Origin of the sequence: Chitinophaga polysaccharea (genome assembly GCF_007829335.1) — a bacterium.
In the GTDB taxonomy this organism is placed as follows: Bacteria; Bacteroidota; Bacteroidia; order Chitinophagales; family Chitinophagaceae; genus Chitinophaga; species Chitinophaga polysaccharea_B.
In genome coordinates, this window is the sequence record NZ_VIWO01000017.1 from 1 (window position 1) to 12,792 (window position 12,792).

Annotated in this window: 9 protein-coding genes and 1 tRNA gene; 6 read left to right on the forward strand and 4 right to left on the reverse strand. The window is 46.5% G+C overall.

All coding sequences use genetic code 11. The annotated features are described in order from the left end of the window. Window positions 1-213 precede the first annotated feature (213 nt). Window positions 214-287, reverse strand: a tRNA-Asp gene (locus FHW36_RS29885). A 520-nt stretch (window positions 288-807) separates the two neighbouring features. Between FHW36_RS29885 and FHW36_RS29890 the strand changes: the two genes are divergently transcribed. The 6 genes from FHW36_RS29890 (at window position 808) to FHW36_RS29915 (ending at window position 9,878) form a co-directional block, all read left to right on the forward strand. Then, complete coding sequence (locus FHW36_RS29890; protein ID WP_145675147.1) at window positions 808-1,407, forward strand: RNA polymerase sigma factor; 600 nt, start codon at window positions 808-810, stop codon at window positions 1,405-1,407. A gap of 48 nt (window positions 1,408-1,455) precedes the next feature. Beyond that, window positions 1,456-2,415: a FecR family protein gene (locus FHW36_RS29895; RefSeq protein WP_145675148.1), complete on the forward strand. Its 960-nt coding sequence runs from the start codon at window positions 1,456-1,458 to the stop codon at window positions 2,413-2,415. A gap of 32 nt (window positions 2,416-2,447) precedes the next feature. Then, window positions 2,448-5,843: a SusC/RagA family TonB-linked outer membrane protein gene (locus FHW36_RS29900; protein ID WP_246121262.1), complete on the forward strand. Its 3,396-nt coding sequence runs from the start codon at window positions 2,448-2,450 to the stop codon at window positions 5,841-5,843. 76 nt (window positions 5,844-5,919) lie between these two features. Continuing rightward, window positions 5,920-7,515 (forward strand): RagB/SusD family nutrient uptake outer membrane protein, encoded by a 1,596-nt coding sequence (locus FHW36_RS29905; protein WP_145675150.1) that lies wholly within the window; start codon window positions 5,920-5,922, stop codon window positions 7,513-7,515. Window positions 7,516-7,630: 115 nt separating this feature from the next. Continuing rightward, window positions 7,631-9,061: a hypothetical protein gene (locus FHW36_RS29910; protein WP_145675152.1), complete on the forward strand. Its 1,431-nt coding sequence runs from the start codon at window positions 7,631-7,633 to the stop codon at window positions 9,059-9,061. Between the two features lie 37 nt (window positions 9,062-9,098). Next, the gene (locus tag FHW36_RS29915) at window positions 9,099-9,878 is read left to right on the forward strand and encodes a patatin-like phospholipase family protein (protein ID WP_145675154.1); all 780 of its coding nucleotides are present in this window, start codon (window positions 9,099-9,101) and stop codon (window positions 9,876-9,878) included. Window positions 9,879-9,957: 79 nt separating this feature from the next. Here FHW36_RS29915 and FHW36_RS29920 read toward each other — a convergent pair whose 3' ends face one another. From FHW36_RS29920 to FHW36_RS29930, 3 genes are all read right to left on the reverse strand, one after another. After that, window positions 9,958-10,533: a hypothetical protein gene (locus tag FHW36_RS29920; RefSeq protein WP_145675156.1), complete on the reverse strand. Its 576-nt coding sequence runs from the start codon at window positions 10,531-10,533 to the stop codon at window positions 9,958-9,960. 196 nt (window positions 10,534-10,729) lie between these two features. Next, the gene (locus FHW36_RS29925; RefSeq protein ID WP_145675158.1) at window positions 10,730-11,686 is read right to left on the reverse strand and encodes an alpha/beta hydrolase; all 957 of its coding nucleotides are present in this window, start codon (window positions 11,684-11,686) and stop codon (window positions 10,730-10,732) included. Between the two features lie 65 nt (window positions 11,687-11,751). Beyond that, on the reverse strand, window positions 11,752-12,762 hold the full coding sequence (locus FHW36_RS29930; protein ID WP_145675160.1) for a GlxA family transcriptional regulator: 1,011 nt from the start codon (window positions 12,760-12,762) through the stop codon (window positions 11,752-11,754). Window positions 12,763-12,792 lie beyond the last annotated feature (30 nt).

Consider the following 12,792-nt stretch of genomic DNA (forward strand, 5'->3'; position numbering starts at 1 on the left):
TCGAAATAATACAAAATCCCCTCGGGAAGAAGGGCTTCTAAGAGAAGATTTAAATTCTTATCCACGGTGTCCTATCTAGTTAGATTGCAAAAAAAACAATTTTGGGACAATCCCCCAAGTATTCAACTTGATCCCAACTTGATCCGAAACTCGACTAAATACTCGACTTAAAATAGAAAACCCGCTCATTGAGCGGGTTCCTTCGAGATTTTGCGGACCGGACGGGACTCGAACCCGCGACCTCCGCCGTGACAGGGCGGCATTCTAACCAACTGAACTACCGATCCTTGCTACCCATCAGCGTTTCAGCCATTTGGGTATCCCCCTTTCGGGGCTGCAAATATATAGATAATAATTCCAAATCACCAAATATTTCTACTTTCCAGGGTGCTTAAGGGTATTTTATACCCGGAATAATAACTGGTCAACAGCCATGACTTGTTGTTGTAATGCCATATAAACTGACGTATCACGACATAGGTGATTTTTTATCACCTTAAAAATTATAAAATATTAACAAAGCGCGCTCATATTCAAAAAGTAATTTTATATTGCTATTATAATGACGAGAGGATGCCACTTATTTGCATACCAACTGTCCACGTGTGAATATCAACCATAGAATAGCAGCAATTCATACCATTCCATTTTTTTAGATCAATTATCGCAGCGGATTTTTAATACGGGATTTAGCTAAATCGATTTTTAAAAGGAAGTGAACGGGCAATACATCAACCAGGAATCTATAGAATTAATATCTACTTAATATTAGGCAAGTACATTTGTAGGGACTGTTATATTCCATTTATGTCAGGGCAGAAGAAAATATCTTTCCATAATATATCCGGCACGTCACAACAGGCGGCATTTGAGGCATCGGTAGCGATTTACTGGAATAAGCTGTTGGGCATTGCCACAGCTAAAACCAATCCGCACGATGCATTTGACATTGTACAGGATGTGTTGTTATCATTATGGCAGAAGTGGGAGGAGGTACCCAAGGATGAAACACTCGAATTTTACCTGCTGAACGCACTTAAATTCCGCATATTTAAATATTATCGCACCAATGGCCGCTATCAGGCGCATCTGAAAAAACTGGAAGTATTGCTCAACGATACCCTGGAAACACCAGACGCCCTGGCACAGGAAAACCTGCATGGGTTAAAGGAAACAATTATGGAAGAAGCGCTGGAAGTGCTTTCTCCCAGCCAGCGGCAACTATTTGTATTACGGGTAAAATATCATTATTCCTACCAGAAAATAGCGCAACAACTCAGCATAGACCCAGGCTCTGCAAGGGTTTTATACAGCCGCGCCCTCAAACAGGTAAAGGCGCATATTAAGGCTAATCCCGCCCTGACAGCTACCTTAGTCACCTCTTTTGTACTGGTTACAATTCCTTAACATACCGCTTAGTTAACATTTTTTGATCTCCGGGTATTCAACTCTGAGATGGCACCAAAAAATTATCCCAGGGCCCAGGCCCTTTTAAAGAAATTTTATGAAGGGAAATGTACTCCCGAAGAACTGGCCTTATTAGATAGCTGGTACGACGGGTTAGGCAATATGCCGGAAGATATCCTGCCGGCAGATGCCAGCCGTAGTCAGCAACAGTTCCTGGAAAATTTCCGCAATAGCTTGCCCTCCGCCAGGATCGCCTGGTGGAAACGGCCAGTTGTTCAATGGACCGCTGCCGCCAGTATATTATTAATGACGGGCGCCGGGTATCTCTGGAAGAAAACAGCAAGGCACACTGCTCCGCTGGCCTGGCATTATAATATGGTCACCAACGAAACCAACGTGGCTAAACTGGTAGTATTACCAGACAGTTCGCATATATGGCTCAACACCGCCGCTACCCTGCGCTGGAGATCTGATTTCAATCAGCAGAACCGCAACGTACAACTCACCGGGGAAGGCTTCTTCGACGTACAGGGACAAACCGGAAAGCCTTTTGTTATTCATACCCGCGACCTGGCCATCCAGGTATTGGGTACCCAGTTCAACGTAGAAGCCTATGCGGCCGAAGGAATCAGCCGTGTATCGCTGGTAAAGGGAAAAGTAAAAGTGCTGGCACGTAAATCTGATGCTGCCACCGCTGTACTGAAACCAGGTACCACAGCCACTTATTTTAATGAAGACAAAGTACTGGGCGTGGCTTCCACCCCGGTAACAGATGTTGCTGCCTGGAGAAATGGCGCCTTCAACGCTATTGACCTCCCTTTCAAAGATGCGGTTACCCGCCTCTGTGCCGATTATGGCTACAGCGTAAAATGGGAAAATACCCAGGGCATCGACAAATACATTTCTGCCAGCTTTAAAAAGGAAAGCTTCGGGAAAATGCTCAACAACCTATGTTATATCAGTCGTAAACAATACCGTATTTCCAACAGACAGGTTACCATTTTTTAAAAAAGCGTGATCACTCCTGAAACAATCAACTCATGAAAATGAAATTTACCACTGCAGATCAGCACACCCGTGGCGGCGGGCCTGCTGTATCCCGGCTCAAACAATTTCTCCTGGTAGGATGTGCATTATTGCCCGCTACCATGGGTTTTGCCCGGCAAAATGCATTGAATGAAAAAGTGAAACTGGATATCTCCAGGGCTTCCCTTTCCCAGGTGCTAGCTGCGCTAGGCTCTCAAAGCAGCTTTACTTTCAACTATGTAAAGCAGGACTTCGACAAGATCATTGTCAACGACTTCAAACCTGATAACATCACGTTGAATGAAGCCCTGAACCTGCTCCGGAACAAATCCGGTATCGAATACAGCGTGAGCGATAAAGCCATCCTGTTGAGAAAAGCAGAAAAAGACGGGGGAACAAAAAGTACACAGGCCATCACCACACGCAAAATTTCTGGTAGAATTACTACAGAAAATAAAGAACCTATTCCTGGCGTTTCTGTTTGGGTAAAAGGAACTAAGATCAGAACAGTTACCGATGCCGATGGAAAATATGAAGTAACGGTAGATAATGATAAAGCAGTGCTGAACTTCAGCTCTGTAGGGTACGAAATGACCGAAGTAGCTGTTGGTACTTCCGACGTACTCAACGCTGTTATGAAAATCAGTAGCAGCGGCCTCAATGAAGTAGTGGTAGTGGGTTATGGTACCGCCAAAAAAGGTGATCTCTCCGCCGCCGTATCTGTGATCTCAGATATGAAGAAGCTGAAAGAACGCCCCGTAATGGACGTACCTAATATGTTGCAGGGACAAGTGCCTGGCGTAACGGTAACCAGCAACGGTGGTCATACCAGCAATGCAAACAACATCGTTATCCGCGGGGTGGGATCTAAAAATGGAGAAAACGTATTGTACGTAGTAGACGGTGTGCCAGGTGCACCTTTCAACCCGGCTGATGTAGAATCAGTAACAGTACTGAAAGATGCGGCTTCCGCGGCTATCTACGGCGCGTTTGCCGGTTCGGCAGGGGTTATTCTCGTTACTACCCGCCAGGCCACTAAAGGAATGCCTTCTGTGCAATACACCGGTTTTGTAGGCGCCAAGAATGCATGGCGTACTTTGCAATCACTCACTGCAGAGGAAGAAGCCAAAGTATCCAACCTGGCGCAAACTACCGCCGGCAACCAGCCTTTGGAAGGATGGGATCCCGCTAAAAATCCATATGGCGCAGTAACACGCACCGACTGGATGAGCGAAATTTTCCGCACCGGTATCGTACAAAGACATAACATCAGCGTAAACGCCGGTACCGATAAATTTTCTACCCTCTTCCAGGCCCGTTACGAAAATGAAGAAGGGACCCTGTTAAATACCTACAATAAAAATATTTCCTTAAGATTAAATGCCAACTACCAGTTTAACAAACATGTGAAACTGCGCCAGGACATCTTCTGGAATAACAATGATAACAGGGATGCTGAAACTGCCAGCGGTTACACCGGTGTAATCACTTCCGCGATCTATATGCCCCGCTCTGCCACCCCTTATTATGCAGACGGAACATTTGGAGGCGTTGGCCCAAGAGATGGCGCTTACAACGGTATCTACGGCGACGTGGTAAACCCGGTAGCTACCCTGCTCAGAAACAGACCTTATAACAAGAGAAATGATCTGCAGTCAGTTACTGAATTAACTATTTCAGACATCATTCCCGGGTTGACTTATATCAACCGCTTTTCTTATCGTCAGCAAAATGGATTCTGGAAAAGTTTTACACCAAAAAGAACAGAACCCGGAAAGCCTAACAACCAAAACCAGTTAGATTATTCTACCGACAAAGATTACAACTGGATCTGGGAAAATACCCTGAACTATAATAAGCTGATCAAACGCCACAGCATTGGCGCCATGGTATCCATGACTGCCCAGGAAAGCTCACACCGTAATTTTAAAGCATCTGCCATGGGCTTCGAAAATGAAGCCGACTGGGCACAGTTCTTTACCAATGCCAGCATCTTTGACCGTACCTTCCCTTCTGATGAGGAATGGAAAGACAGGAACGTTTCTTATGTAGGCAGACTGTCCTATAGCTGGGCCGACCGCTATTTCGTTACAGGAAGCTACCGCTACGATGTAGCCGGTAGATTAACAGAAGGATACCGCGGTAAAGGATTTCCCGGTTTAACAGCTGCCTGGAAAATCAGCTCTGAGCCTTTCTTTAACGTAAAAGGAGTGGACCTGCTGAAAGTAAGGGCCAGCTGGGGTAGAATAGGTAACATTGGCTCTCTTCCCTACTACTATGGTTATGCTAAACTCAATCCTGATTACACCTACCAGATCGGGAACGGAGCACCACGCGTAAACTCACTGGCAATAGCCAATGCCTTTAATCCCACCCTGTCCTGGGAAACGTCCCAACAAACAGACATCGGTATCGATATCTCCCTGCTGAAACAACGCCTGAACATCACTGCCGATTACTTTGATAAACTGACCTACGACCTGATCAAACAACAAAATCTGGGATGGACCAATACCTTCGGTCAGGGAGCTCCTTACATCAACCAGGGTAAAATCAGCAACAAGGGCTTCGAAGTATCCGTTAACTGGCATGACAATATCGGCGCTGTAGGATACAACATTGGTGGTAACATTGCTACTTTAAAGAATAGGGTAACTTACATAGATGGTAATCCCAATTCTGCTTCCGTAGATAATGACAACGCATATCGCGATGTATTAAGACCTTTCAGCTATACCGTAGGTCAGCCTATCAATGCGTACTGGTTGGTAAAAACTGCCGGTATATTCCAATCTGATGACGAAGCAAAAGCTTACACCGACAAGACTGGTAAGATGATCCAGCCAAATGCAAAAGCCGGTGACCTGAAATTTGTAGATCAAAACGGTGACGGCGTTATCAATGATGCAGACCGTGTTTATATGGGTAGTGCTTTCCCTAAACTCACCTACGGATTTACCGCTGGCGTTACCTGGAAAAATTTCGACCTTACTATGTTCTTCCAGGGCGTAAGCGGCGTGAAACTGTTCAATGCCTTTAAAATGACCACCCTCAGTGGTTCTGAACAAGGCTACAACCGTTGGAATAAAATCCTGGATGCCTGGTCTCCTGAAAACAAAGGATCCGATATCCCCCGTATCAACGCTAACGATAACAACAAAAACTTCCAGACAAACTCTGACTGGTATCTCGAAAATGGTAACTACCTGAGACTGAAAAACTTGCTGATAGGTTATACGTTTAAGAAAATGAGCTGGAACCAGGGATTACGTGTATACTTCAGCGGCGACAACCTGCTCACCTTCACCAAATACTCCGGTATGGATCCTGAGGTAGGTGGCGTAGGTCTGGACGGCGGACAGTTCCCGGTTTCCCGTGTATTTTCCGTGGGAGCAAATGTTAAATTCTGATCAAAGCAAACAGTATTATGAAACCGAGCACGAATGCGAGGTTCCATCCGACAACTAAAAAAATAAATATTAACGGATGAAAACGAAATTCAATCATATAGTTATACTGGCAGCTATGCTGGTGGGCTCCAGCGCCTGTAACAAATGGGTAGATACCAAACCTAACGGGGCGCCTACCACCGCCTACTTCTGGCAAAGTGATAATGATCTGAAAAAGGCTACTGCAGACATGTATGTGATCATGCGTAATGAGTCTACCTGGGGAAGAAACCTCTTCTGGGTACAAGACGCGAGCGATGACCTGATTGTAGGTCGCTCGAAAGCTGATGCTGCCAACATCAAAAACTTTATTCCCAGCGGTAGGGAAGGCTACCTGAAAGGTGGCTGGAATGATCTGTACACCATGATCAACCGTGCCAACCAGGTAATTCAAAATGTACCTACTTCTAAAAATACCACAGAAGCCGCCCGTAACCAGGCACTCGGTGAAGCATACTTTATCCGCGGATTCGCGCACTTCTGGCTGGCATACGTATGGGGGCATAAAGACCAGGGCGTACCTTTTGATGGCCCTGAAAATGCACAATTCGGGAAACGCATACCTCCACAGTTACCTTCTGTGAAAGATAACTATGCACAGGTAGTAAGCGACCTGCAGAAGGCTGCCGACCTGTTACCGTTGTTCGAAACCTATGGTGCAGATGACCAGGGTAGGGCACACAAAGCAGCTGCCTGGGGATATATGGTAAAAGCTTATGCTTACTGGGCCCAGTTCGATCAAAGCAAATGGGCGCTGATTCCGTCACTCTGCGATAAGATCAAAACAGAAGGACACCGGGCACTCATTACCAACCAGGCTACTGGTTTACAGAACTATAAGGCAGTATTTACGATTGCTAACAACTGGAGTTCTGAATACATGTGGTCTGTTACTTCCGGTGTACAGGGTGGTTCCGAATTCCCCGGGGTAGTACTGGAAAATACAGGTTGGACCCTGTTCAACGGTTGGGGATATTTCCAGCCTACCGAAGAGCTGTATGATGAGTATGAGGCTAATGACCCTCGCCGCGAAGCTACCATCCTGAAATTTGGTGATAAGTTCACCTATTTCGGATTGCCTTTCACTTATTACTCTACCAACAGCTTGTCTGGTTTCCAGATTAACAAGTACATGGAGCCTTATTCTTACGGTAAAGATGGCGTAAGCAGTACCAATCCGTATATTAACCAAAGCCCTGACTATCCGACTACGATGCTCAATCTCCCGCTGATGCGCTATGCAGAAATACTGCTGTTTAAAGCAGAAGCACTGATTCAGCAGGGTAAAAGCGGAGAGGCCGCAGGCCCGCTCAACGAAATCCGGGCCCGTGTTGGATTGGCGCCTATCGCAAATCCTACTATGGCTGATCTGAAACATGAGCGCCGGGTAGAACTGGCTTGCGAATGGACAGACCGTTTCCATGACCTGAAAAGATGGGGAGACTATAATACGATCAATGCACCGCTGCACGGTCGCATTCATGCTAACAAAAAAGATCCTGCTTCTCCTTATACCATCCAGGAAGTATGGCCAAAACGTAACTTCGATCCTAGCAGGCATATGGCATGGCCTATCAATCCAGACGAAGTAACCAATAGTAATGGTGCATATAAGCAAACACCAGGCTGGTAAGATACAGTGAACGATATGTTTAACAGCGGATGCGGCAGGAGTTCCTGCCGCATTCCTTTTTTCAAAGCATGGTATTCCCCGGAATTTTAAGTATTTTATGGAAGAATAAATTCCTATGCAAAAGAAATACGTATTCGCGGTAATCATGACCGGTATGATGAGCATAGGCTGTTCTCATTCCGTCAGTAAAAAGATACCTGCATTTGATGATACCACTATAGTTGCCAATAAACCCCTGTTTAAAGACTTTATGGGCCTTAACGGGCATGTTACCTTTAAACCCGGTTTATACGGACAGGTATGCCGCCTGGTGCGTATGTATCATAACATTGACTGGGACGCCAAAGCCCCGGGCGATGCGCTTAATATACCCCATACCCTTAATCATATCAACTGGAAAGATGATGTATACGGCCCCTGGAAGCAACATGGCTTTGAAACAGATATCTGTTTGCAGTTTCTCAGTTTCGGCGTAGGTAACCCGCAGTACAAAACACTTTGGGCCGGTAAGGAACAGTGGGGATATGATTATGCCAAAGCCATGGCCGCCTACTTTGGTCCGTCAGGCAAAGAAAAATTATGTACTTCTTTCGAAATCGATAATGAACCGGGCAATCGATTCGACCGTACCCTTTTTAGTACGCTTTTTAGGAAAATGGCGCAGGGCATCCGGGATGCCGATCCCCAGGTTAAAATAGTAACGCCGGCAGTAGTGGCAGGTAAGGGAGATGATTACTCACAGGGTTTAGATGACCGGTACCAGGATACGTCTGTGCTGCCATTGTATGATGTTATCAATTTGCATACATATCCCACGATGGAGAAGTCGGCTACCAATGAAAACAGCTGGAACAGGAGTTACCCGGAAGATAAGTCTTTACAATACCTCAAAGTAATTGACGATGCTATTGCCTGGCGCAACCAGCGTGCACCGCAGAAAGAAGTATGGATTACCGAATTTGGTTATGACGCCTGTACGCCGGAAGCCATGAAACTGCGGAAGGACTGGGCATTGAAATTAAACTGGCAGGGTGCTACCGATTTGCAGCAGGCCCAATACCTGGTACGTTCTTTTATGGCGTTTGCCGCCCGCGATGTGCAACGGGCTTACCTGTACTATTACAACGATGACGATGAAGCCTCTTTTCATGCGGCTTCCGGGCTTACCCGCCACTTCGTTCCCAAAATGTCGTTTTGGGCGGTGAAACAATTATACGCCACGCTAGGAGCCTATCGCTTTCGCCGCATTGTAAAACAGCTGGAAAGCCAATTATACGTATACGAGTTTGAGCGGGGCGATGATCCCAGCGTCCGCATCTGGGTAGCCTGGTCGCCTACCGGCACGCCTACCAATAAAAAAGAAGGGTATCAACCCAAATCAATATCCGCAACACTGGATAATTTACCCGGACTGCCGGTCAGCGTTACCGGGATGGCCACTACCGACGGTGTTGCCCCGGCTGTAAGCTTCACCTCCGCCGGCCATGCGGCTATTACGCTCACCATAGGTGAGAGCCCGGTATATATTAGTATGCCAGGAAAATAAAGTCAGCGGATGTCTGCCGGTTTTTTATATTCGCTACATGAATGAATTGAGTCATCCCTTGCCGGTACGGCGACCCTTTGTGTTGTCAGGAGGCGGCGCCCGCGGCTATGCCCACCTGGGCGTTTTGAAAGCCTTCGCAGAACGGAACATTTTTCCGGAAGCTATTGCCGCTACAAGCGCCGGATCTATTGCAGCAGCATTTATTTGTGATGGATACACCACCGATGAAGTAAGAGAAATATTTCAACGGCATAAGCTGGGACTGTCTATGCAATGGCGGAACTGGCGGGCCGGTTTTTTATCTCTCAAAAAAGTAGCGGAAGTACTGGAAAAGACACTACGGCACCAAACATTCGATGCACTGGATATACCGCTGTATGTTACCGCCACCAACTTTGTAACCGGCGATCAAACCATCTTCCAGGAAGGGGCTATTATCCCGGCTGTATTGGCGGCATCTTCGGTACCTTTACTGTTTCAGCCCATACTAATTAACGACGCATATTATGTAGATGGCGGTTTATCTGGTAATCTGCCCATAGAACCCCTGCTGGCCGATTTCAAGCAGATCATCGGGGTACATGTTAACCCGCTGACGCCTTACAACCCCGCCGGCGGATTTTTAGCCAATGTGGAAAGAACCCTGCACCTGGCCATCCGCGAGTCAGTGCTGAAAAATAAATTGCGCTGTAGCCAGTTCATAGAACCAACGGGGCTGGGGCAGTTTGGCATGTTTGAATTTAATAAGCTGGAAAATATATATAATATCGGATACGACTATACGAAAAACATATTGCAGGAGCAGCCTGTATCGTAAGAAGGCCGCTTTCAAAACAAAAGCCGCATACATTTTCGGATGTATACGGCTTTTGTTTTTTTGTTAACAGCAATATCAATTAGTCCCTGTCATGCCCATGTCCGTGGCCTCTACCGTTTCCGTGATCTCCGTGGTCATTTCCTCTGCCATTTCCATGATCCCCGTGGTCATTTCCCCTGCCATTTCCCCATCCATTATGATTGCCGTTGTTGCCTTTCCATTTGTCATGCATCGGATGTTCTTTGATCTGGTAGTATCTTTCGTCGCGGCTATCCCTGATGATGGTTTGCTTTCCATACCATCCCTTGTACCGGCCATATCGTTCACGATATATATCAGGATGAAGATAAGGTCGCGGATCATTCACTACCACTTTGTAACCCCTGTATAAATCGTAGTGGTACCTGCCGGGCAGTGCCGCACCAAACACCCATCTGCCTCCGTCTAAATAAATGAATTGTCGTTGTGGTATATAGTAGTAGGCATCTATATCCGGGAAGTAATAATACTGCGCATCGTCATATCCTACCGGGCCCCATATCGGTTGACTGCCAATATTGATGTTAATATTTGCCCGAACCTGGGCGCTGGCCTTATGCGTGTAAAATACAGCCCCAATCATCCACAAACAGGCAATAAATGCTATCTTTTTCATAATACAATGATTTAGATATAGATATCGCGCCAAATAAGGTGCCAGTTTGCTACCCACCAGGTGCAGCGTCATAAAGATCCTTCCCGGGTTAGGCTGCACGGTGCTTTCAGTGGATTGTTAATTACTGTTATTGTGGTTGTACGCGGGGAAGATGATTTATATATGAATGAATAGTAATGAGATTTTACACACACGGTTATTGAAATGATAACAGCCAGTTAACTACTTCGGCAGGATCGGCAATACTCCAGGAATGAGGATGTTTATTATGGTGGGGGAGTCGGTAGCCTTTATCCTGTGTAGCAATAAACCGTGCATTGTTGTTGCCCAGTAAATGCAATTCATTGATCATCGCAGCACCATCTATGGCGTTGAGTGTACTGTAATCGAATGCCCGGTTTTGCATCCACCATGCAATATCAGGCTCGCTGTAAATGGAGACGGGGATGTTGCGCAATAATTTTACTGCTGCTTGTGTGGTGTCTGAAAAACTATACGGAGAAACCTCATGAAAGAAGGCAGTACCGGTTTTAGCAGTGGCCTGCATATACTGCTCCAGCCAACCTGCAATCATTTTTTGTTCGGGGTTTACCCGGCCACCGGGAGCAAGCCGTAGGTTACGTTGCGCAGAATGATACATCCGTTCAAAATCCAGCGGTGCGTCAATCGTGAAAACAGCTTTGGGTTGAACAGGTGTATTGTTTTTTACCAGCGACTCTGCAAATTTCATCACGCAGGCGCCTCCGGCAGAGAACCCACCCAGGTAAAGACTTTTACCCAATAACTGGTATTGCTGTATGCAATAATCCAGCATCTTTTTGAGCGATTGTTGTGTGGCGTCATCAATGGCCAAACCTGCATTGCCATTTTCCAGCACCGGGATAATTACCAGGATGCCTTTTTGGGCTGCATCAGCAGGAATACCGGATTGCACCAGTACATCCTGTGGTTGCTCAAAAGCACCTGGCACCAGGAACAGGTAACCGGTTGTTTTTACGGCAGCAGGAGGGAGTACTGCCATAAACTTGTTTTTAGTAGTATCAGATTTGGAGAGATAGATGGTGTGGGTGGTTTGTGCCATTCCGTTAGCCAGGCAGCCCAGCAAAAAGAGTATTGTTAGTACACTGTATTTCTTCCAAAAAATACGCATCATACAATCAGGTTTTCTGGTAATATTATCTCTCCAACATAAAACATTCGCTAAGAAACACCAAATGTTTAGGATGCCATTCCAGTGGCCAGGGTAGTGCGGAACGCGTGCCGGTAAAAGCTGGGAGATATTTGCAGGTGCCTGATAAATACCCGCCGCATGGAGACTAAGTTACCGAGCCCGCATTTTTCGGCAATTTGTTCTGCACTGAGATTGGTGTCTTCCAGGTATTGACGGGCCACTTCTACCCGTAGTTTTTCTACAAATTTTGCCGGGGTAAGCTGGGTTTCTTTCAGAAAAACCCGGGCAAAGTTACGGGGACTCATATTTACATGGTCGGCCATATACTCCACCCGGATTTCGCGATCCAGGTTTTTGAGCAGCCATTCGCGGATGCTCCTGATCAGCGGACTTTTGAGTTCAAAAGAAGGCAATAGGTTACTGAACTGTGATTGATTGCCGGCACGCCGCAGGTGTAGTACCAGCTGGCGCGATACCTGCAAGGCTACTTCCCTGCCAAAATCTTCTTCGACTAAGGCCAGGGAAAGATCCATGCCAGAGGTAACACCCCCAGAAGTATAGATATTTCCGTCGCGCACAAAAAAAGGAGTGCTGTCTACCGTTACCGAAGGATACGCCGCTTGCAGCCGGGTACAATGTTCCCAATGCGTGGTAGCGCGTTTGTTGTGTAGTAACCCGGCTTTAGCCAGCACAAAAGCGCCAACACACACGGAGCCCATTCTTCGGATTCCCGGATAGTGTGCCGTGAGCCAGGTGAAAAACGAGGCAGGAATGTTATCCAGGCTGCCCAGGGAAACACCGGCAATCAACAGGGTATCTATGGGGAAATTGATATCGGTTACACAAATATCACAGGCGATACGGATGCCGGATTTGGTGGCAATATGTTTGTTTTTGGTTACCGATGCCAGTATAATTTCGTACCCCTTTTCCTGGCTGGCGATCTCTTTGGATGCAATAGAAAATACATCGGCGGGACCTGCAATATCCAATAACAGGATACCAGGCGTGGCAACGATGACCACCGTTTTTTTAGCAGAAGACCGGGATCTGGACATAGGTGACAAAAATAACAAAAACAATCACGT

Coding starts and splice junctions, on each gene's coding strand:
- FHW36_RS29890 (WP_145675147.1), top strand. CDS start 808: ATGTCAGGGCAGAAGAAAATATCTTTCCATAATATATCCGGCACGTCA.
- FHW36_RS29895 (WP_145675148.1), top strand. CDS start 1,456: ATGGCACCAAAAAATTATCCCAGGGCCCAGGCCCTTTTAAAGAAATTT.
- FHW36_RS29900 (WP_246121262.1), top strand. CDS start 2,448: ATGAAAATGAAATTTACCACTGCAGATCAGCACACCCGTGGCGGCGGG.
- FHW36_RS29905 (WP_145675150.1), top strand. CDS start 5,920: ATGAAAACGAAATTCAATCATATAGTTATACTGGCAGCTATGCTGGTG.
- FHW36_RS29910 (WP_145675152.1), top strand. CDS start 7,631: ATGCAAAAGAAATACGTATTCGCGGTAATCATGACCGGTATGATGAGC.
- FHW36_RS29915 (WP_145675154.1), top strand. CDS start 9,099: ATGAATGAATTGAGTCATCCCTTGCCGGTACGGCGACCCTTTGTGTTG.
- FHW36_RS29920 (WP_145675156.1), bottom strand. CDS start 10,533: ATGAAAAAGATAGCATTTATTGCCTGTTTGTGGATGATTGGGGCTGTA.
- FHW36_RS29925 (WP_145675158.1), bottom strand. CDS start 11,686: ATGATGCGTATTTTTTGGAAGAAATACAGTGTACTAACAATACTCTTT.
- FHW36_RS29930 (WP_145675160.1), bottom strand. CDS start 12,762: ATGTCCAGATCCCGGTCTTCTGCTAAAAAAACGGTGGTCATCGTTGCC.